The organism is Anaerococcus sp. HMSC068A02, assembly GCF_001811125.1.
GTDB classification, from domain to species: Bacteria; Bacillota; Clostridia; order Tissierellales; family Peptoniphilaceae; genus Anaerococcus; species Anaerococcus vaginalis_C.
In genome coordinates this window covers 55,942-77,760 of record NZ_KV803774.1, presented here as the reverse complement: position 1 = coordinate 77,760, position 21,819 = coordinate 55,942, and the positions used below count along the sequence as shown (strand labels likewise).

The following is a 21,819-nucleotide window of genomic DNA, read 5'->3' as shown; positions in this document are numbered from 1 at the left end:
CCCTCACGATAAGTCTAAATCTTTTCTTAATATTTTTGCATTTATCCAAAATAATCCTAGAAATATCAAAATATAATAAATAAATCCTGTCAAATTTATATATGATTCTCCCTTGTATTTTATATAAGAATAAACAAAAGCCATATAATTATAATTTTTCAAAATAATCTTATTGTGTAAAAGTAAAAAATTTTTATTTATGAAAAACGCAAGAGCAAATATGGCTGTTGTCATTATAAAAATTAAAAATACAGAAATTTTTCTTTTAAACAAATACCTATCCATTTGCATATATAAAAATACTAAAAGAGCACTTATATTTATCAAAATCATTATAAATACCAAAGATAAAAGTGTTTTTGTATTTAAATATGTTCCTACTATATAAAATAAAAACAATGACAAAAACACCAAAAGCCAATAGAAAATATTTATTACTATTAGTTTTGACAAAATAAATTCTCTTGCACTTATTGGTAAGGAAAATGTAAGTATTGACCTGTTTGTGTAAAGGTCTTTGTAAAAACTATTTATAATAAAATAAGAAATTGTTAGGATAAAAACTACAACTACAATTATTTCTATTGAATTTATGGCTGAATTTATTTCTAGCGTTCTTGAAAATGCTCCAATTGTTTTGATTGACATCATTGAGATTAAAAGAATTACAAAACTTGCAATTGTTGATATGAAAAATTTCATATTCGATTTTGCATCATATTTTAAATATTTTCTCATAATAATCTCCTAAAAATCAATCTTCTCTTCTATCAAAAATACATTATAAAAAAATGTAACTGCTATTATCAAAATAGAAAATGTCAACATCCAAATATTTATTCCCAAAACTTTTCCGTCAACTCCATTGTAAAGCATGGAAATATCTACTCCATTTATATTTATTATCCTTTGGATAGCAAAGTCTTTAAATCTTAAAATCACAGGACTTATTGTGTAAATATTTCTTAAAAGCCAAACTATTATTGTAAATAAAACAATGGACAAAACCACCGACACAAATGAATAATATCTTCTAAAAATTTGTACTTTTGAAAGGGTTATTCCAAAAACCAAAAGAAGATAGGCAATTGAATAATAGATTTCTAAAACAAAAATATATACCATAAGAACCTTTATGGATATATTTATTAAATCATCATAAATCCCCAAAAATTTTGAGCTTATAATTAAAGATCCTACAAAAACAACAAGGCTTAAAAAGCCTATCACAAGACTTGCCAAAAATTTTGCAAAAATAATCTTAGCTACAGAAATATTTATGGTAAAAGTTATGTAAGATGACTTGTCAAAAATATCTCTTTTGTATCTAATGGTAAAAAATATCAAACAAACTGACAAAATTATAAGGGCAAGAGCTATAAGGAGAATAAAAAATGAAGTGTTTTTATTTTCCAACTCAAAGCTATTTAATTTATAAAATATTCCAACAAGACCTTGAGAAAGTATGGCAAATAATGCCATCAAAAGAAAAAATCCCCTTGATCTTTTTAATTCATATTTCAAAAATCTAATCATATTACAAAAATTTCCTTATACAAATCTACCATTTGTTTTTTATACTTATCTCTCAAATCTTCGGCGTCTTCTTCCAAAAGAATTTGTCCTCTTTGGATAAAAGCTGCCCTATCAAAAAGATTTTCCAAATCTCCAATTTGATGAGTTGTAATAATAATTGTCCTACCAATATCTACAGTTTTTATAATTGCAGATAAAATCATATCCTTTGCAATAGGATCAACTCCCTCAATCGGCTCATCCAAAATATATAATTTTGTATCACGAGAAAGAGTCAACGCCAAAAGAAGTCTTTCTTTCATTCCCTTTGATAATTTATCAGAATAACCTTCCTTTGGAATTTTCATAAATTCAAAAAGTTCCTTGCAAACTCTCATATTAAAATCATCATAAAAATCCTTGTAAAGATTTACCGTATCTTCAATAGTCAAATTATCATAAAGATGGTAGGCATCAGGCAAATATGAGATGATTTTTTTAGTTTCAACTCCAACTTTTTTCCCATCAATTAAAATTTCTCCATCATTAGGCTTGATAAGGCCCATAATACATTTTAAAAGAGTAGTTTTTCCTGAACCATTTGGACCCATAAGTCCTAAAATTTTCCCTCTTTCAAGTTTTAAATCAATCCCATCAAGCACATTTTTTTTGCCATAAGTTTTTTTCAAATTTTTTATTTCTAATATATTATCCATTAGCATTCATCCTCAAAGATACAAAATCATAAACTCCCTCATTTGTAATTCCTATTGAATTCATATTTTTCAAAAATTCATTCAAATATCCATTTGCAAATTCCACAATTAGGGCATTTCTTTTGTTTTCATCAATTTTCATATAATAATAATCACTTTTTGCCTCAATCAAATCCTCATCCAAAAGTCTTTGGTAAGTTTTATCCACATAAGAAGGATTTACCCTAAATTTATTAATAAGAAATTCCTTATCATAAAACTTATCCCCATTTTTTAGAAAATTATTTATAATATTTTTGGCAACAAAGTTTCTAATTTCATTATTTACTGACCTATCTTCCATATTAGCTCCTTTTCTTTACTATATTAATCTATGATAGAAAATCAATTTCCAAATCAAAACAAAGACTTGCCTTCATAAAACAAGACAAAAGCCTATCCCCATAATCATTCAAATTTTTATAAATATGAGGATAATTTTTAATAACAATTTTCTCATCAAGCATAGAAAGTTCATCAAAAAGCCCATCAAGATTATTTACTTCATATTCAAAATCAATTTTTTCATTCAAATAAGAAAAGGCCTCATCCCTTGACTTAAATTTATTTCCATCCAAACAAATCATCTAATTCTCCTTGGTAAAACTTTTGTAATGGTCTTTGGTGTAAAAAATATTAAAATCCTCATCATAAATAAGTCTTTCGCCACCACGTCTTCCACCAAAATAATTTACATCACATTCCTTGTAATTTGCATCAGGTAAATTTTTTTCAAAATTCCCAAAATAATCTCCGCCAATTACACCCTTATCAGTAACTTCCCATAAATTTCCCTTTTTAGGAATCCAACCAAGTTTTTTAGCCTCTTTTTTTGTCAAAAAATTTGGAGGAAGTTTTTTATAAGCTTTAATATAATCAACTACATCATCTTTTTTATAATAAGCCTTATCTTCAAGAAGACTTGTACATTCAACTTCTTCATTAGAATTAATATTTTCATGCTTTACACATCCAGTAAAAGCAAAAATAAGAAAAAAACTTAAAATAAATTTATAAAAAAAGTTTTTAATTTTCATTTAATTACTCCTTTGCTATAATTATATCAGAAAGGATAAAAATATGAATGTATTAATATCAAGATGTCTTTTGGGAATAAATTGTCGCTATGATGGAAAAAATAACGAAATAAAAAATTTAAAAGAAAAATTTCCCCAAGTAAATTTTATAGATGTATGCCCAGAAGTAGATTCAGGAATGAAAACACCAAGAAAGCCATGTGAAATAAAAAATACTAAAGTTATAAATGTTGATGGAGTAGATTTTACAAAAAATTTCAAAAAAGGTGGACAAATCGCCCTAGAAATTTGTAAGAAAAATAATATAAAAATCGCCCTCTTAAAAGCAAAATCTCCATCTTGCGGAAAAGATTTGATTTATGATGGAAATTTTAGTAAAAATTTAATAAAAGGCGATGGAATAACTTGCCAAATTTTAAAGAAAAATGATATAATAATTTTTACCGAAAAGGAAATTGAAGAATTTTATTTTTACCTAAAAGCTGAAATTAGCTAATCTTAAAATTTTAAAAAATTTTTAAAAAAATATTTGACAAATATTTTTAAAGCTGGTATATTATATATTGTCGTTAGGACATCGGGGTGTGGCGCAGCTTGGTAGCGCGCGTGGTTTGGGACCATGAGGCCGAAGGTTCGAATCCTTTCACCCCGACCATTTTTTTGCAAGCTAAAGCTTGCTTTTTTAGTTGTAATACGTAAATTTTCCCTTTTAAAATTGCACCGAGCGGTGCTTTTTTTATGCCTATTTTTAAAAATAAATTCTTTTGCAATAAAAAAGAAAAACAACTCATAGCAAATTTTATAAATAGATCTCTCCACTCCCTCATACTAAAACATGTTTGTTTCACAAACTCTCCAGTGCTACCACACTTTGTTTTAGGGATAAATATTCCAAATCAAGGCATATTTACCCGATCGAGATGGGTTACAGTTCCTTTTATTTTATTGCTAAAGTTTATATATGGAATCTTTTCTGGTTATACAATTTTTTTAAATTAAATTTAAAAATCATTCTACTCTTTCATTAGTAATTAACTGAAAACAAAAATAACCCATCTCGACCTTGTGGAGAGATCTCATTTATTAAATCTATCTATGAGTCCTCTTTTGATTCTGCGATCGAGATGGGTTATTTTTATATTCTGTTATTTTTAAATATCTTCTGTCAAATATGGCTTACCACTTGCTTTTGGTGCATTTGATTTTTTATTAAATAAAATTAAGAAAATCAAAATTGAAATGTATGGAATCATTGAAATAAATTCCATTGGAAGGCTTATGGTTGTTCCTGTTAAATAAGTTGCTATAGCTTGGGTTAATCCAAAAAATAATGAACCTATCAAAACTCCTTGTGGTTTCCAATTTCCAAATATTACACAAACGAGTGCAATGTATCCTTGACCTGCAATTAAGGTTGGAGAAAATACACTTACTACTGCAAGTGACATAGAAGCTCCTCCAAGTCCTCCCATAAATCCTGAAAACATTACTGCAAGATACCTAATTTTTCCTACAGAAATATCTAAAGTTTCAGCTGCTTTTGGATGTTCCCCCACTGCAATTAACCTTAGTCCCCATTTTGTTTTATATAAAAATACATAAAGCAAAATTACAGATATTAAAGCAATATAAACTGTTGCATATTGAGAAAAAATATTTTTTAAGGCTTGATTTGTAATCAAACCGTCAAATAATCTAGGAATTTTATTTTCCAAAGCAATTGATGGAGTTTGAGTTGCGCCATCAAAAAATAATCTTGCTAAAAACAAAGCCAAACCTGGTGCTAATGTATTTATAGCAATACCAGAAATTGTTTGATCTCCTGCAAATGTAACTGAAACAAGTGCATGGATTAGTCCAAAAAACATTCCAGCAAGACCTCCTGCCAAAAATCCTAACCATGGATTTCCTACATAATATCCTACTGTCGCTGCTACTAAAGCACCTATTGTCATCATTCCTTCAAGTCCAATATTTACAACTCCAGATTTTTCTGAAATCATTCCACCAAGGCCAGTCAATAATACTGGTGTAGCATTTGAAAGTGTATTTCCAATTATTAATCCTAAAACTGCCAAATTAAGCATTATTTCCCGCCTTTCTATTTTTCTTTCTGTTTACTTTTGCTTTTATAATTCTAAATATCAAAGGAATAGCAGTAAATAAAATTATTGTTCCTATAATTATAGAAATTAATTCACTAGGAACTCCCATTGTTCTTTGTAAATTACTTCCTGCATATTTTAATGAGCCCAAAAATAAGCCTGAGAAAATACATCCTATTGGATTGTTAGATGCCAAAAGTGAAACTGCAAGTCCATCAAATCCAAAATTTTCCATAGCTGATAATAAAGGAAGTGAATAAGTGTAACCCATTACTTGAGTTACGCCTGCAAGCGAACACAAACATCCAGAAATTGCCATTGATTGGATTATTTTTTTATTTGCATCAATTCCACCGTACTCACTTGCTTCTCTGTTTAATCCTACGGCTTTTAATTTATAACCAAGACTTGTTTTTTCAAGAATAAACCAAATAATAATTACGCTAACAATAGCAAGAATTATTCCTAAATGAATTGGTGCTCTAAAAAATTTTCCAAAAAATCCATCAAATTTTTGGCTAGCGTTTGTAACTAGAGTAACTTTTGCTGAATCATTTATATCAAATGTTCCCATAGAATTTGGTTTTTGATAGCGATAAACTATAAAATTTTGAAAATAAAATGCTACCCAGTTAAGCATTATAGTAGAAATTACTTCGTGAATTCCAAATTTTGCTTTTATAAATCCTGCAAGTCCTCCATACAAAAATCCTGCCAAAAGTGCAACAATTATTGTAACAATAACATGGATTAATGGTGGAAGTTTTAGTAAGTAGCCCATCAAAAATCCTACAGTTGAACCAATTATAAATTGTCCTTCTGCTCCCATATTAAAAAGTCCTGTTTGAAAAGCAAAACATACGCCAAGACCTGTAAGAATAATTGGTGTTGAATTTACAAGAGCCCAGCCGATATTTCTTGGGGATTTAAAAATTCCTTCTACTAATTTTCCATAAGCTTCAAGAGGATGGTAACCTGTAAGGGATAAAACTATAGCTCCTACCAAAAGTCCCAAGATTATTGATACAAGAGTAAATAATAATTTTGAATTTGAAAAAGAATTTTTTCTTTTTGTTTTTGCTTTCTTATTCATGATCTCCTCCTGCCATTAATCTTCCTACTTCGTATTCATCAGTTTCTTTTGGATCAAGCTCTCCTACAATTTGTCCATCATAAATTACGCAAATTCTATCAGATAAATCCATTACTTCATCTAATTGAAAACTTATTAATAAAACTGCCTTACCTTGATTTCTAAGCTCTACCAAATATTGGTGGATAAATTCTATTGCTCCAACGTCAAGTCCTCTTGTTGGTTGAGCAGCTATTAATAAATCCGGATCATTTGTAATCTCTCTTGCGATAATTACTTTTTGTTGGTTTCCACCTGAAAGACTTCCTGCTTTTTCGTTTATATCATTTGGTCTTATATCAAATTTTTCAATCAGATCATTTGCATTTTCTTCTATTTTTTTGAAATTCAAAATTCCATTTTTTGAAAAGTCTTTATCTATATTCTCCAAAATCAAATTATCTTTAATTGGATATTCTAAAACCAGACCTCTTTTTTGCCTATCTTCTGGAATTTGGTTCATGCCAAGGTCAATTATATTTCTAGGAGCTTTATTAGTAATATCTTCTCCTTTTAAAATAACTTTGCCTTTTTGAGCTTTTCTCATTCCAGAAATGGCATCTATTAATTCTGTTTGACCGTTTCCATCAACTCCTGCAATTCCTAGAATTTCTCCTTTTCTTATCGAAAGATTTAAGCCTTTTACCTTGTCAACTTTTCTGTTGTCCTTAACCCAAAGATCTTCTATCTTAAATATTTCTTCGCCAAGGTCAATTTTTTCTTTTTTTACATTAAAGCTTACATCACGGCCTACCATTTTTTCAGCAAGATCAGCCTCACTTACGTCTTTTACATTAACTTTGTCGATGTATTCTCCCCTTCTAATTATGGTACAAGTATCTGCCATAGCTTTAATTTCTTTTAATTTGTGGGTAATTATTATAACTGATTTTCCAAGTTCAGTTAATTTTTCAACTATTTCTATAAATTCATTTATTTCTTGAGGAGTTAAAACTGCTGTTGGCTCATCAAAAATCAAAATATCTGCTCCATGATATAAAGCTTTTAAAATTTCAACTCTTTGTTGTTGTCCAACAGATATATCCGCAACTTTGCTGTCTGGATCTATAATAAGTCCATATTCTTGGCTTAATTTAACAACTTCTTTTTTTGCCTTAGCTCTATCAATGAAGGAATTTTTTCCTTCATAACCTAATATTATATTTTCTGTTACTGTAAAGGGTTCTATCAGCATAAAATGTTGGTGAACCATTCCTATGCCCATGCTAATTGCTTTTTTTGGTGAATTATTTATAATTTCTTCGCCTTTTATGTAAATGTTTCCTTCAGTTTGAGGAAACATTCCATATAAAATATTCATAAGAGTAGTTTTACCAGCTCCATTTTCTCCAAGCAGAGCGTGTACTTCACATTTGTGAAGGTCAAAATCTACGCCTTTTAAAACTTTCTTGTCGCCAAAGCTTTTATGAATATTTTTTAATGAAACAACTGGGCTTTCATTTAAATACTTATCCATAATACCTCACTATTAATTTAGAATTTTCTAAATATTTTTGTAAAAAAAAGAGTAGTTTTTCTTCCTACTCTTTTAATTACTTATTTTTTCTTAGTAGATTTTTACTTATTTGTCGTAACCCATTGATTTAAATTCTTCTTCGTTTTGTGGAACTTTAATTTTTCCATCAACGATTTGATTTCTTAAATCTTCAACCTTGTCTTTAACTTTTTGGTCTACTAGGTCATTATCTCCATAAGCTATATCCAAAGCTTCTCCATCTTTAAGTGAGAATGCTCTTGTTTCTCCACCTTTGAATTTTCCATCTTTGTAATCATCAAGTGTTAATTGAACAGCTTTACCTACGCCTTTAACTGTTGAAGCCAAAATATTATCTGGAGCTTCTTCTTTTTGGTCACGGTCAACGCCGATTACGTATTTGTTATTTTCTTTTGCTGCTTCAAATACTCCAATTCCTGTACCACCAGCTGCATGGAAGATTACATCTGCACCTTTTTGATACATTTGGTTAGCAATATTTTTTCCTTTTGCTTGGTCAGCATAAGAATTTGCGTATTGAACTTGAACTTCTATGTCTTTTCCTTTTTCTTTTGCTGCTTGTTTTACACCAGCTCTAAATCCATATTCAAATCTATCGATTACTGCTGATTCCATTCCACCTACAAATCCAACATTGTTAGATTCTGTTTTCATTCCTGCAATATATCCAACTAAAAATGAGTTTTCATTATCTGCAAATGTTATTCCTAAAAGATTTTCAATTTTATCAGGATTTGCGTTGTCGATTATTGCATAATTTTGATCTGGATTATCTTTTGCAGCCTTGCTTGTTGCATCATAAAGAGCGTATCCTACTGTAAAAATCAAATCTGATTCACTATCAAGTGCTGATTCAAGGTTTGGTTGATAATCAGAATCTTTGTGTGATTCAATATAATCAAATTTAATTTTTCCATCTTTTTCGTAAGCTTTTAATCCTTCATAAGCAGATTGGTTAAATGATTTATCATTTATTCCGCCTTGGTCAGTTACCATTGTAGCTGATACTTTTGCTCCATTTGCGTTAGAAGCTGTAGAAGCCATTGAACCGTTATCAGAATCTTTTTTTGATCCACAAGCTGTAATGCTTAGTGAAAGTGCTAGAGTTAGAGCTCCAGCCATAATTTTTTTAATTTTCATCTCTCCCCCTTAAATTAAGAAATTGTTTTTTTGTGTAATACTATTTTATATGAAATTTATCTTTCTGTCTAGCTATTTTACAATAATAAAATTATTTTTCATTTTAATATATAAGTTTTTAATAAATCAAACAAATTCATCAAGGCATTTTCGTGACATCTTTCATAGCCATGAGATGCTGAAATTCCACAACCTACAAGGGCGTGCCTATAATCATAAAATGAGCTCATAGCAGCAGATGCATCTGAACCATAAAATGGATAAATATCAATTGCAAAATCAATTCCAATTTTTTTGGCTATATTTATTAAATCATTTGTTAAATCAAAATTGTAAGGACCTGATGAATCTTTTGCACAAATTGAAACCAATCTATCATTTGTTTTTAAATCATCAAAAACAACACCCATATCTACTGCAATCATGTCCTTTATTCCAGATGGATGGCCCGAACTTGCTCCATGTCCTACTTCTTCATAAGTTGTAAACATCATATAAATATTTCTATTAAATTTTATATTTTCTTCTTTAATTTCTTTTGCAAGGGCAAGCAAAACTCCACTTGATGCCTTATCATCAAGATGACGTGATTTTACAAAACCATTTGAATATCTAAATCTTGAATCAAGAGCAATAAAATCTCCAGGATTTATTCCAAGTTTTTTTACATCCTCATCACTTTCAACAAGCTCATCGATAACAACTTCCATTTCATCAAAATTTCTTTTTGAAATTTTTGGTGTATCTGAGCCATGAACTGAAGGCTCATTTAATCTAAAGACTCCTTCAAATTCTTTTCCATCTCTTGTAAAAATTTTTACATTTTCAAATTCTGCATAATTTAATGGAAAGCCACCAAGAGTTGTAACTTGAATTCCTCCATTTTCTTTTATACTTCTTACCATAAGACCAAGTGTGTCGATATGAGCTGATAATAAAAGTCCATCATCTTTATTTTTTTCATCTACATAAATTGGAACGATTACATTTCCCTTGTTGTTTTGGTAAGGCTTGTATCCTAAATTTTTAAATTCTTCCATCAAATATTTTTCGCATTTTTTTGTAAAACCAGTTGGTGATGGTCTTGTGCATAATTCTTTTATATAAGTTATTATTGTATTTTTGTCCATTTTTACTCCTTTATTTTCTTATAATTTAATTATAAATTAAAAATTTTTCCTTGTAAATTTAAAAATAAAATAAATATTTGTATTCTAAAAATATATGTGCTATAATATGAGTGTAAACATTTTCACAGCTAAATATAAAAAGAGACTTTGCAACAAATTTATCCCATTATTTTTGTTGCTTTTTTTATATTTAGTAATAAAACAGGAGGTTATTATGAGAGACATAATACTAGGTGAATTTTTTGGAACAATGTTACTTATTTTATTAGGAGATGGAGTTGTTGCAAACGTTCTATTGAATAAGAGTGGACAAAAAGGTGCAGGTCCTGTTCAAATTACATTTGCTTGGGGTCTTGCAGTTATGATTCCAGCTTGTATTTTTGGTGCATTAACAGGTGCTCATTTTAATCCAGCCCTATCAATTGCCCTTGCATTTAATGGTGGAATCGAATGGAATACAGTTCCTTCTTACATAATTGGACAAATGCTTGGAGCATTTTGCGGAGCTATTTTAGTTTATATTTTATTCAAAGATCATTATGATGCAACAAGCGATGATCCATTAACAGTTAGAGCTACTTTCTGCACAGCTCCAACTATACCAAATACTTTTAGAAACCTATTATCAGAAATTATTGGAACTTTTGTTTTAGTATTTGCTATTTTAGGATTTGGTAATGTAGCTGGCGCTGGAATGGGCGGCGTTGACAAATTATATGTATTTGGTCTTATCGTTTCAATTGGTATGAGTTTAGGTGGACTAACAGGTTATGCAATTAATCCTGCAAGAGATTTGGGACCAAGAATTGCTTATGCAGTATTACCTTTCAAAAACAAAGTAGATCCAAACTGGGGATATTCATGGATTCCTGTTGTTGGACCAATAATTGGTGGTATCTTAGCAGTTCCAGTTTTTAATTTTATATTTTAATTATTTATAAATTTTAAGAAAAGAGAAGAATAAAATGTATGATGTAATAGTAATCGGTGCTGGTGTAACTGGTGCATCAATTGCAAGAAGACTTTCCAGGTATAAATTAAATATTTTAATTTTAGAAAAAGAAATTGATGTGTCTATGGGAGCAAGCAAGGCAAATTCTGCAATAGTTCACGGTGGTTATGCTGAAAGTCACGATGAGCTAAGAGGAAGAATTTGTTACAAGGGAAGAGTGGAATTTAATAAGTTAAACCAAGAGCTAAACTTCGGATTTTTGGAAAACGGATCTTTGGTTTTAGCTTTTGATGAAGACGATGAAAAAGAACTTAATAAACTCTACAAAATGGGTCTTGAAAATAATCTTGATGATATTGAAATAATTAATCAAGAAAAACTTAGACAAATTGAGCCAAATGTATCCGATGATGCAATATCCGCTCTTTATTGCAAAGGAGCTGGTGTTTGTTCTCCATACGAATACGTTATTGCCCTTGTAGAAAATGCCATAGAAAACGGTGCTGAATTAAAACTTCAAAGTGAAGTTGTTGATATAAAAAAACAAGAAGATATTTTTAAAGTAAAAACTTCTGATGACAATATTTATGAAGGAAAATTTGTAATAAATGCTTCTGGATTAAATGGAGCAAAAATTTCAAGTATGATTACAGAAACTGATTTTACAATCCATCCAAGAAGTGGCGAATATTTACTTATGCAAAAAGGAACTGGCGAGAAAATAAAGCAAGTTTTATTCCAAACGCCATCTAAAAAATCAAAAGGAATTCTTGTAACAAGAACCTACCACAACAATCTTCTTTTGGGCCCTGATGCCATTGATGAAGAAGAAATTGATCTTGGAACACACATTGAAAGGCTTGCAGAAATTTACAAGCTTGGATTAAAATCTGTAAAAGATGATGTAATTGATTTAAAAAAATTTATCCGCTCCTTTGCAGGACTTAGACCTGCTTCATCAACGGGAGATTTTATAATAGAAAATACCAAAACTTCTGGTTTTATAAATGTTGTAGGAATCCAATCTCCAGGTATAACTTCTTCTCCAGAAGTTGCCAAAATTGTTGAAAATATTTTAAAAGATTTAAATTTAAAATTAGAAGATGATCCTTCCTACAATCCTTATAGAAAACCTATTATAGAATACAAAGAGCTTGAAGATTTTAATAAGGTAAAAGATAAAATTGATTTGCCACTTGGAAATCCTGAAAGACTTGTATGCAGATGCGAGCAAGTTAGCGAAAAGACAATAAGAGATGCAATGAACAGGGGTATCCCTTGTCTTACATTTGACGCAATAAAAAGACGTACAAGAAGTGGAATGGGATTTTGCCAAGGAAATTTCTGTAGGCAAAGAGTTCTAGAAGTTATGGAAGACGAAACAGGAGAAAAAATTTTAAACAGAAAATTCGACAGCGAACATTCCGGAATTTCTAGAATAAATAAAAAAGATATTAATAATTTCATAAAAGAATTAGAAGAAAAAAATTTAGAAGAATAATATAAAACCACAGGCTCCATGCCTGTGGTTTTTTTTAATTGCTTCTTAATGTTTCTATTGCTGATAATTTTGTTGCTCTTATTGCTGGTAGATAGCCTGCTAGGATTCCTATAAATGATGAAAAAATCACCGCCATAACTCCTAGCCAAATTGGGATATTAAATTCCAAAGCTGTATCCATGGCCTGGGCGAATCCTGCTAGCAAAAATTTATTTGCTATAAATCCTAACAAATAAGAAATAAGTAAGCCTACAAGCCCTCCAAAAAATCCTATAAATCCTGATTCTAATAAAAACATAGTCTTTATATCTGAAACGCTTGCGCCAATTACTTTCATAAGACCAATTTCTTTTTGCCTTTCGTATATGCTCATAAGCATTGTATTTATTATTCCTATTGCGGCTACAATAAAGGCAATTGAACCTATTCCTGCAAGTATGAGCATTATTGTTTTTGTGGATTTATTTATCTCTTCTATCATATCTATTGATGATGATGTTTGATAACCCATCGACTTTACTTCATCTTCTACTGCTTTTACATTTTCATATTCATCACATACAAGGGTAATATTTTCGTACAAATAATTTGATTTTTTCCCTCCATTTTCGCTCATATCATCAAGGCTTGGGCTTTGCAATTTTTTATCTTCTTTTTGCAAAGTTTTATAAGTTTTTTCATTTATATACATTCTACTTTTTTCTAAAAAACTTGATTCATTCATTATCCCCTTAACTTTTATTTCAAGATCTGTGAAAGTTGGCTTGGAATTTCCTTCTTCGTCTGTGGGATTATTTTCCATATCTTCATAGCCTAATCTTAACATAAATTTTTCTTTTAAAATATTTAAGCCTTCAACGTCTTCTTGTTCAAAGGATTCACCTTGTTTTTTCATCTTGTATAAGTGATAGTCTGAACCCAAAATCATATACAAATCATCTGATGGATTTAAATTTGATCCTGAATCAAGCATGTCAGATTTTATTTGAGCAAAGACCTTATCAGGTATAAGGCTTATTCCATTATTTGCTTCAAGTTTTGTATCTTTATTCTTTTTCAAAAAAATTTCTGTATATAAATCCTTATGAGGAATTACATATTTTACATGTTTTATTTTTTTAAACTTGCCTATGCTACTTTGATTTATAGAAGTTTGTGCTTTGTCAGAACTTATTTCTATATTTTCCAATCCTCCAAAAGATTCAACCATATCTCTTTGTTGTTTTGCCATTGCCAAACTCAAGGAAATCATCATTATTATTGACACTGTTCCAATCAAAACTGAAAGTATGGTAAGAATAGTTCTAGATTTTCTTCTCAAAAGATTTCTAAAGGCAATATCTATCCTATCTTTAATTTTCATCTAAATCTAATTCCTTATTTTTTTTCTTTTTACTCCTTTTTCTTATAAAATAAATCAATAAAACTATTAGAAAAATAGAGCCGATTCCTATAACAGGTGCCATATTAAAATCTTGTTCTACCTGTTCGGTAGATTCTATTGGCTTGCCATTTTCATCCACATTTTCATTTTGGGACATTTGAACTTGTTTTTTAAAAGTTTTTTCTTCCTTGTGAACCTCTCCCTTGGAATCTTCATAAGTTAAAATTATTTTTCCCTTTAAAGGACCTTCTTTTTTAGGATTCATATTAAAAGAAAAAGATTCGCTCGCTCCTTGTGCAAAATTTCCAATAAAATGACTATTTTCATCTACATCAAAGCCTTCTCCTTCGACTTTGCACATAAAATTTGTCAAATTATCCTTGCCAGTATTGTAAATATTCATAGAAACATTTGTATCTTCTCCAACAAATAGTTCATCTATATTTATATCACTTGTACTTATTGCTGCAGTTGCTACAACAGGTATTCCTATACTTTCTGTGGTTTGATATTGATTGCCAAGATAATCTTCATATTCAAAATTAACGCTCATTTGATAATTGCCAGCTTTTGTATTAGGCAAAACATTCATTTTTATAGTTTCTGTTGAATAATTCCAAGGATAAATTGCAGACCTATAAAAAGTATTTGACCTTTCAACTGGTGTAAAAACGGATCCCTCATTCCCATAAGCAGTCGTCCCCGAACCTGCTTGATTATTTCCAGAAACTTGCTCAGTTGAAGATGATTGGTCAAGAGAAACTTTCAAATTAAATATAGCATTTTGTGCATTCGTGTTATACAAAGTTAAAATTATATCAAAATCTTTTCCAGCTTCAACCATTTTTGGTTGGATTTTATATGAAGAAATAATTAATTTTGGTTTATTTCTTATTTGAGCTTGCTCATTGGCAGAATCATCTTGTTTATTAAAATTTGTATTGTTTTCAACTTGATTATTTTCCATTTTTTAACACCTCATCTATACTTAATTTTTCATGTATTTTTTCTATAAGTCCATCTCTCATAAAAAGGGTTCTATCAGCAAATTCTGTCATTTCCTCATCATGAGTTACCATAATAAGAGTTTGATTATTTTTTCTAACAATCGATTTTATCAATTCCATAATTTCAAAAGAAGTTTTTGTATCAAGATTTCCCGTAGGCTCATCAGCAAAAATAATATTTGGATTTCCCACAAAAGCACGTGCAATGGAAACTCTTTGTTGTTGTCCACCAGAAAGCTCGTTTGGTTTATTGTAAACTCTTTTAGAAAGTCCCATGTCTTTTAAAATTTGGTAGGCTTTCTCTTCCCTTTCTTTTTTACTTTCGCCTTTAAAAATTAAAGGCAAAGCCACATTTTCTATAGCAGTAAGATAAGGCATAAGATTATATGATTGAAAAACAAAACCAATATTTAAGTTTCTAAATCTAGTTATATCTTCCTCACTCAAAGAATTTAAAGAAATATTTTTGTATAAAACATCTCCAAAAGAAGGTCTTTCAAGACCTGCAAGAATATTTAACAAGGTCGATTTGCCAGAGCCAGAAGTCCCAAGCAAAGCAATAAATTCGCCCTTATCAATTGTTAAATCAATTCCATCCAAGGCTTTAATAATATTTGATCCCAGCCTATAATATTTTTTTACATTTTGTATTTTAATAAAAGTCATAAAACTCCCTTTTAATAAGCGTATCTAAAACCATAAATTGTTTTTCTTATTATATAATTTTTATAAAAAAACAATCAATAGTTAATTTAAAAATTTTCAAATTAAATAAGTATTTATATAAATTTATAAGTTGATTTAATTATTATTTAGTTTTTTTAAATTATAATAATTTTAGATTTTTTTAATTATTCAAGTATAGTTTATATGTGAATGGAAAACAGATTTTGTTATTAGTAATAACAAAAAAAGTCAAAAAACATTAAAAAGGAGAACACATGAAAAAAGATAGAAGAAAGATAAGCACTCCAATTTTTGCAGCAGCCCTATCATTAACAATGATTCTTCAAGCTCCAGCAACAGCTTTTGCAGAAAATGAAAAAGCTTCTGAAAGTCAAAACCAAAGTATTGTAGAAATATCTACAAAAAATGAAGAAGTAAATAATCAAAAAGTACAAAATGAACAAAAAGCCTTTAATTTTAGCGAAAATAATATAAATAGCCTAAAAAATGCAGGATACTCTTTAGAAGAAATTTCAGTATTTGAAAATCAAATTAGAGAATCTTTGAAAAGTAATCCAGCTTTTAAAGTTGAAAATTTTGTGAATGAAAAAATAGGACAAAAAGCTAAAGAAAATAAAGTTGAAGAAAATAAAAATCCTGAGAAAAAAATTCAACCATCTCAAAATATAATCAATGACGAAAATAAGGACAAAACCAATAAGTCTAATGATGCATTAGAAATTAATAATGAAAACAAGCCGGAAAATAGTAGAGTAAATGCTTTCGCAAAACATGAGAATGTGAAAGTAAGAATAGGCTGGAAATATAGTGATAGTAAAGGATATTACAACCAAGCCGATGAGGGTAAACCTGTATCCTTTAATTACTCTATAAGAATTCAATATATCGGAGAGAACGGCAAAAAAAATTATACATCTGTTACGAAGCGTTTTGATGGTAAAATAGGAACACCTTTAGAATTTGATATCAAAACAGATGAAATAAAAGATGATAACGATCAAATTATTAAGGATTTTAATGTTGAAAGTATTGATATAAAACCTGATGATGAAAATTATATATATCAAATTTCAAATCAAAATCAACCTAATAAAGGCATAATAGGTGGTTATATTACACAAAACATGAACACTTCTCTTGTGGGAATAAAAGATCCCAATGCTATTATCTTAGATGAAGATAAAGAAAGTCTAAATATTGAATTTACAATAACACAAATTCATAATGGGCAAATAACAGAAAAACTTACAAATAGAAGAAAACTAATTTCTTCTAACAGAAAATTCCAAGAAGGTGAATTTAAATTATATAATGATAGGTCCTTTAAAAGAGCTCTTATTCAAAACTCACTTAATTTATATAGTCACTCTTCAGAAAAATTTAAAGATTTTATACTAAAAGCAGAATTTACAGGCGATAATGCTGAACGTTTAAGAAAGCTTTATTCTTTAGATATGCAAGGAAATGACCTAGATGGTTGGAACCTAACTCTTAAATCCAAAATCCTAAAGGAAGATAAAAGAGAGGAATCAGAAATAAAATATAAGACTGTCTATGAAGATGATCCTACACTAGAAGAAGGAAAAACAAAAGTAAAACAAGAAGGTGTAAACGGACTAAGTGTTACCTATACTCCTTATTACTACGTTATAAACGAAGACGGAACTAAAGAAATTATAAAAGAATTAACTGATGAAAAAGTAGAAAAAGTAGAAAAAAAACCAGTAGATAAAATCATCCTAAGAGGAACAAAAAAAGTCGAAAAAAATAAAGCTCCAATTCTTGAGGTTAAACCATCAAAAGAAATTGATCTTGGAGAAAAATTAGATTTAAAGAAATTAATACTAAAGGCTTTTGATCCTGAAGATGGAGAAATGATTGACAAAGTTGTAATCGATAAGGGAAATTTTGATAACAATAAAGCTGGTGAGTACAAAATAAAATTCACTCTTACTGATAAAGACGGATTAACAACAACAGCTTTATCAACTATAACAGTAAAAGAATATAAAATAGAAAAAGAAAAAGAAAAAGATGAAAAGAAACCTATAGTTTCTAAAATTGTATCTAACAAAAATAACAATAATAATGTTAAAACAGGAGTAGGTTCAATTTCAAGTCTTCTTGCCCTATTGGGAATGGCAAGCGGCGGACTATTTGTTTCTAAAAAAAGAAAATAAATTGAATGATTAAATTTTAAAGATTTTAAAGTAATAATTTAGAAAATCTTAATAAAAAAGGTGATGAATCAGAATTATATTCTGAATCATCACCTTTTTATTTTTAAATTTCCCTACTTACTATAATTTTTTTAGAATCCTGTTGCTGATTTAAAGAAGAAATATCCAAGTGGTGTGTAGTACATTCCTTTGATATTTGGTTTCATCATGTATGGATTTACATAGAAATAAATTGGAGCTACTACTGAATCATCTTTTATTAATATGTCTTCAGCCTTGTGCATATTTTCCATTCTTTCTTTTTGATCTGATGTTGCTTTAGCTGCTTTTACATATTTATCAAATTCTTCATTTTTATATTGAGCGTCGTTATTTCCACCGCCTGTTAACCACATATCGATAAAGCTCATTGGATCGTTGTAGTCAGCAATCCATCCGTGTCTTGCTATATTGTAGTTTCCTTCTTTTCTTTCTTTCAAGAATACATTCCAATCTTGGTTTTGAAGATTAACTTGAACGCCTAGATTTTCTTGCCACATATTTTGTAAAGCTTCTGCTATAGCCTTGTGGTTATCGTCTGTATTGTATAGATAATCAATTTGTGGGAAGCCCTTGCCGTCTTTAAATCCAGCTTCTTCCATAAGTTTTTTGGCTTCTTTAATATTTTTTTCATAATCGTCAGATTTTATTGAATAATAATCTCCACCAACTGTTCTAAAGTCATCGCCTTTAGCTCCATCTGCATCATAAACTCCTGCTGGTACAAAACCGCTAGCAGCTTTTTCTCCTCTTCCTGTAACTTGATCAACTATAAAGTTTCTATCAATTGCAAGTGAGAATGCTTTTCTAACTTTTGGATCGTCAAATGGTTTCTTTTCTGTATTGAAACATACAAAATATGTTCCTACGTATGGAAGAGTCTTTAATTCTTTTGTATCTAGAAGTTTTTTAATTTCTTCTTGTGGTGCTGAGTTTACAAAATCCAAATCTCCTGATCTATAAGCAGCATAGATTGCGTTTTGATCATCTTGTAAATGGAAAGATAATTTTTCAGCCTTAACTGATTTTGCATCATAATATTCTGGGTTTTTAACCATTGTAAGTGTTTGGTTGTGTTCCCATTTTTCAAGTTTGTAAGGTCCAGATGATACTAATGTATCTGGGGAAGTTGTCCAAGTTTCATTTTTCTCAACTATATCTTTTCTTACTGGCATTACTGCTGGGAAAGCACAAATTTCTTCAAAGTATGGACATTTTACACCTAAATTTACTACGAATGTTTTATCATCTGGTGCAGAAATATCTAATTTTTTATCGTCATATCCTTTTACCATATCAAGCATATATTCATAATCTGCTCCAGTTTTTGGATCAACAAGTCTGTTCCAAGCATATACAAAATCATTTGCAGTAATTGGTTTTCCATCTGACCATTTTGCATCTCTTAATTTAAAAGTCCATGTCAAACCATCTTCAGATACATCCCATTTTTCTGCAAGACCTGGTTTTAAAACTGCGTTTCCTTTTCCATCGTCATCCCATCTGATTAAAGATTCAAACAAATGAGAAATCATCAAGCCACCATCAGCTGATGTATTTAATTGTGGATCTATTGTTTCTGGTTCTGATGCAATATTTATATCCAATACTCCATCTTTTTTGCCTTCTTCTTCGTTTGTTGCAACATTAGAATTGCTACTATCATTGCTTTTAGAATTGTTTCCTCCACATCCTGTAAATAGCATTGATAAACTCAACAAGCCTACTAATAATTTAGCCTTCATTTTCATTTTTATTACCTCCTAAATTGTGACAACTTACATAGTGTCCTTCTTCTACTTCTCTAAACTCCGGCTCTTCCTTTTTACAAATTTCTGTCGCATACGGACATCTTTCATGAAACCTACAACCTTTTGGCGGATTAATCGCCGATGGAACTTCTCCTTCTAGCTTTATTCTTTTTAACGATCTAGTAAGTTTGGGATCTGGAACTGGTATAGCTGTTAATAGAGATTGGGTGTAAGGATGTAATGGGTTTTCATAAAGTCTTTCGGCATCAACAAGTTCAACCATTTTTCCCAAATACATTACTCCAATCCTATCTGAAATATGTTTTACAACTGACAGGTCGTGAGCTATAAATAAATATGTAAGCCCCATTTCATTTTGCATATCTTCAAGCATATTTACAATTTGAGCTTGAATGGAAACATCCAAGGCTGAAATCGGCTCATCACAAACAATAAATTCTGGCTCAACTGCAAGTGCTCTTGCAATTCCTATCCTTTGTTGTTGTCCTCCTGAAAATTCGTGAGGATACCTATTTGAGTGTTCTTCGTTTAATCCTACTGTTCTTAAAAGTTCATTTATTCTTTCTTGCCTATTTTTTTTGTATAGACCGTGAATGTCTAAAGCCTCTCCAACAATTTCTTGAACTGTCATTCTTGGATCAAGGGATGCTGATGGATCTTGAAAAATTATTTGCATTTTTCTTCTTAATTTATACATTTCTGGGCGAATATTTTTTTCGCTATCAAAAATTGTTTCTCCATCATAGATTATTTTTCCACTTGTCGGTTCGTGTAATCTTAGAATTGTTCTTCCGAGTGTTGTTTTTCCACAACCAGATTCTCCTACAATTCCAAGTGTTTCTCCTTTTCTTATAAAAAAGGATACATTATCTACTGCATGAACTTTGCTTACTTTATTAAAGGAAGATTGAACTTCAAAATGTTTTACTATATTTTCACATATTAATAATTTATTATCTTCCATTTATTGACTCCTTTATGTGTAGGAAACATTTTGATCTGTGTCCATTTCCCATTTCAAGCATTGGTGGTTCTTTTTTTAGACAAATATTCATGCAATGTTCGCATCTTGTCGAAAATCCACATCCTTCTGGTGGATTTAGCATATCCACAGGAGTTCCTTTTATACTTTCAAGCCTTACTTGTTCTTTTGAATCAATTCTTGGCATTGATTTTAAAAGCCCCTTGGTGTAAGGATGTTTAGGATTGTAAAATATTTCTTCTACACTTCCTTGTTCTACAATTCTTCCTGCATACATTACACTAACTGTATCACAAATTTGTGCAACTACTGCAAGGTTGTGAGTGATAAAAATTACACTCATTTTTGATTTATTTTGAAATTCTTTTATTAATTCAAGAATTTGCGCTTGAATTGTTACGTCAATAGCTGTTGTCGGCTCATCTGCTATCAAAATATCTGGTTCGCAAATAAGGCCCATCCCAATCATTACCCTTTGCCTCATTCCTCCTGATAATTCGTGAGGATATTGTTTCATACGTCTTTTGGGATTGGAAATTCCAACGCTATCAAGCATTTCAACGGCCTTTTGGTAGGCCTCATCTTTTGAGCATTTTTTGTGTACCAATAAAGCTTCCATAAGTTGGTTTCCAATTGTATAAACTGGATTTAGGCAAGTCATTGGATTTTGAAAAATCATGGAGCATTTTGCTCCCCTAAACTCACTCATTTTATTTTTGTCATAATCAAGAACATTTTCTCCCTTATAGAGAATTTTTCCTGATTTTACCTTACCTGGCTCTTGTAAAAGTCCCATTATGCCATAACTTTCTACAGATTTTCCAGAGCCAGATTCTCCAACTATTCCCATAATTTCATTTTCGTGTAGGGTATAATTTATTGAATCAACCGCCTTAACTTCTCCAACAGGTGTGTAAAATGATATGCTTAAATCTTCAATTTTTAAAACTTCTTTTTTATTTTCTTTTATATTTTCCATAAGCCA

21 protein-coding genes and 1 tRNA gene are annotated in these 21,819 nt (G+C 29.9%); 5 read left to right on the top strand and 17 right to left on the bottom strand.

Annotated features, from left to right (window positions below):
- Positions 1–3: 3 nt before the first annotated feature.
- The 6 genes from HMPREF2782_RS08890 to HMPREF2782_RS08865 are packed head-to-tail and all read right to left on the bottom strand — an operon-like array spanning position 4 to position 3,307.
- Positions 4–738 carry an ABC transporter permease gene (locus HMPREF2782_RS08890; RefSeq protein WP_070642479.1) on the bottom strand — a complete coding sequence of 245 codons (735 nt, stop codon included), beginning with the start codon at positions 736–738 and terminating at the stop codon, positions 4–6.
- 9 nt (positions 739–747) lie between these two features.
- Complete coding sequence (locus HMPREF2782_RS08885; RefSeq protein ID WP_019118246.1) at positions 748–1,536, bottom strand: ABC transporter permease; 789 nt, start codon at positions 1,534–1,536, stop codon at positions 748–750.
- Positions 1,533–2,231, bottom strand: coding sequence for an ABC transporter ATP-binding protein (locus HMPREF2782_RS08880; protein ID WP_039920334.1), 699 nt, complete (start codon positions 2,229–2,231; stop codon positions 1,533–1,535). Before HMPREF2782_RS08880 ends, HMPREF2782_RS08885 begins: the two co-directional genes overlap by 4 nt.
- Positions 2,224–2,574 (bottom strand): hypothetical protein, encoded by a 351-nt coding sequence (locus HMPREF2782_RS08875; protein WP_004838035.1) that lies wholly within the window; start codon positions 2,572–2,574, stop codon positions 2,224–2,226. Before HMPREF2782_RS08875 ends, HMPREF2782_RS08880 begins: the two co-directional genes overlap by 8 nt.
- A gap of 28 nt (positions 2,575–2,602) precedes the next feature.
- Positions 2,603–2,857, bottom strand: coding sequence for a barstar family protein (locus HMPREF2782_RS08870; protein ID WP_070642476.1), 255 nt, complete (start codon positions 2,855–2,857; stop codon positions 2,603–2,605).
- Positions 2,858–3,307: a ribonuclease domain-containing protein gene (locus tag HMPREF2782_RS08865; RefSeq protein WP_070607260.1), complete on the bottom strand. Its 450-nt coding sequence runs from the start codon at positions 3,305–3,307 to the stop codon at positions 2,858–2,860.
- 43 nt (positions 3,308–3,350) lie between these two features.
- Between HMPREF2782_RS08865 and HMPREF2782_RS08860 the strand changes: the two genes are divergently transcribed.
- Positions 3,351–3,803: a 2-thiouracil desulfurase family protein gene (locus tag HMPREF2782_RS08860; RefSeq protein ID WP_070642474.1), complete on the top strand. Its 453-nt coding sequence runs from the start codon at positions 3,351–3,353 to the stop codon at positions 3,801–3,803.
- Between the two features lie 82 nt (positions 3,804–3,885).
- A tRNA-Pro gene (locus HMPREF2782_RS08855) sits at positions 3,886–3,962 on the top strand.
- 496 nt (positions 3,963–4,458) lie between these two features.
- On the opposite strand, the gene HMPREF2782_RS08850 is transcribed toward HMPREF2782_RS08855, so the two are convergent.
- From HMPREF2782_RS08850 to HMPREF2782_RS08830, 5 genes are all read right to left on the bottom strand, one after another.
- Entirely contained in the window at positions 4,459–5,394 is a 936-nt protein-coding gene (locus HMPREF2782_RS08850; RefSeq protein ID WP_070642471.1) for an ABC transporter permease, read from the bottom strand.
- Positions 5,387–6,505: an ABC transporter permease gene (locus tag HMPREF2782_RS08845; protein ID WP_070642468.1), complete on the bottom strand. Its 1,119-nt coding sequence runs from the start codon at positions 6,503–6,505 to the stop codon at positions 5,387–5,389. Before HMPREF2782_RS08845 ends, HMPREF2782_RS08850 begins: the two co-directional genes overlap by 8 nt.
- Positions 6,498–8,021, bottom strand: a complete 1,524-nt coding sequence (locus HMPREF2782_RS08840) for an ABC transporter ATP-binding protein (RefSeq protein WP_070642465.1) — start codon at positions 8,019–8,021, stop codon at positions 6,498–6,500. The genes HMPREF2782_RS08845 and HMPREF2782_RS08840 overlap by 8 nt, the downstream gene beginning before the upstream one ends.
- A gap of 105 nt (positions 8,022–8,126) precedes the next feature.
- Positions 8,127–9,200 (bottom strand): BMP family lipoprotein, encoded by a 1,074-nt coding sequence (locus HMPREF2782_RS08835; RefSeq protein ID WP_070607243.1) that lies wholly within the window; start codon positions 9,198–9,200, stop codon positions 8,127–8,129.
- A 98-nt stretch (positions 9,201–9,298) separates the two neighbouring features.
- Positions 9,299–10,330 (bottom strand): M42 family metallopeptidase, encoded by a 1,032-nt coding sequence (locus HMPREF2782_RS08830; protein ID WP_070642462.1) that lies wholly within the window; start codon positions 10,328–10,330, stop codon positions 9,299–9,301.
- A 214-nt stretch (positions 10,331–10,544) separates the two neighbouring features.
- Here HMPREF2782_RS08830 and HMPREF2782_RS08825 point away from each other — a divergent pair, with 214 nt between their 5' ends.
- A complete protein-coding gene (locus tag HMPREF2782_RS08825) occupies positions 10,545–11,261 on the top strand; it encodes an MIP/aquaporin family protein (protein WP_019118256.1) in 717 nt (238 codons plus the stop codon).
- A 34-nt stretch (positions 11,262–11,295) separates the two neighbouring features.
- The gene (locus HMPREF2782_RS08820; RefSeq protein ID WP_070642461.1) at positions 11,296–12,783 is read left to right on the top strand and encodes an NAD(P)/FAD-dependent oxidoreductase; all 1,488 of its coding nucleotides are present in this window, start codon (positions 11,296–11,298) and stop codon (positions 12,781–12,783) included.
- A gap of 34 nt (positions 12,784–12,817) precedes the next feature.
- Here HMPREF2782_RS08820 and HMPREF2782_RS08815 read toward each other — a convergent pair whose 3' ends face one another.
- Genes HMPREF2782_RS08815 through HMPREF2782_RS08805 form a run of 3 tightly spaced genes read right to left on the bottom strand, consistent with a single transcriptional unit; the run spans position 12,818 to position 15,840 of the window.
- Positions 12,818–14,146, bottom strand: a complete 1,329-nt coding sequence (locus HMPREF2782_RS08815) for an ABC transporter permease (protein WP_070642458.1) — start codon at positions 14,144–14,146, stop codon at positions 12,818–12,820.
- Complete coding sequence (locus HMPREF2782_RS08810) at positions 14,136–15,134, bottom strand: COG1361 S-layer family protein (RefSeq protein WP_070642456.1); 999 nt, start codon at positions 15,132–15,134, stop codon at positions 14,136–14,138. The genes HMPREF2782_RS08815 and HMPREF2782_RS08810 overlap by 11 nt, the downstream gene beginning before the upstream one ends.
- Positions 15,124–15,840, bottom strand: a complete 717-nt coding sequence (locus HMPREF2782_RS08805) for an ABC transporter ATP-binding protein (protein WP_070642454.1) — start codon at positions 15,838–15,840, stop codon at positions 15,124–15,126. Before HMPREF2782_RS08805 ends, HMPREF2782_RS08810 begins: the two co-directional genes overlap by 11 nt.
- 275 nt (positions 15,841–16,115) lie before the next feature.
- Here HMPREF2782_RS08805 and HMPREF2782_RS08800 point away from each other — a divergent pair, with 275 nt between their 5' ends.
- Entirely contained in the window at positions 16,116–18,041 is a 1,926-nt protein-coding gene (locus HMPREF2782_RS08800) for a G5 domain-containing protein (RefSeq protein ID WP_070642451.1), read from the top strand.
- Between the two features lie 131 nt (positions 18,042–18,172).
- On the opposite strand, the gene HMPREF2782_RS08795 is transcribed toward HMPREF2782_RS08800, so the two are convergent.
- From HMPREF2782_RS08795 to HMPREF2782_RS08785, 3 genes are read right to left on the bottom strand one after another with little or no spacing between them, the layout of a single operon-like run.
- Positions 18,173–19,831, bottom strand: coding sequence for a peptide ABC transporter substrate-binding protein (locus tag HMPREF2782_RS08795; RefSeq protein WP_070642447.1), 1,659 nt, complete (start codon positions 19,829–19,831; stop codon positions 18,173–18,175).
- On the bottom strand, positions 19,815–20,816 hold the full coding sequence (locus HMPREF2782_RS08790; protein ID WP_070642444.1) for an ABC transporter ATP-binding protein: 1,002 nt from the start codon (positions 20,814–20,816) through the stop codon (positions 19,815–19,817). The genes HMPREF2782_RS08795 and HMPREF2782_RS08790 overlap by 17 nt, the downstream gene beginning before the upstream one ends.
- Positions 20,806–21,813 carry an ABC transporter ATP-binding protein gene (locus HMPREF2782_RS08785; protein ID WP_070642442.1) on the bottom strand — a complete coding sequence of 336 codons (1,008 nt, stop codon included), beginning with the start codon at positions 21,811–21,813 and terminating at the stop codon, positions 20,806–20,808. Before HMPREF2782_RS08785 ends, HMPREF2782_RS08790 begins: the two co-directional genes overlap by 11 nt.
- Positions 21,814–21,819: the final 6 nt, after the last annotated feature.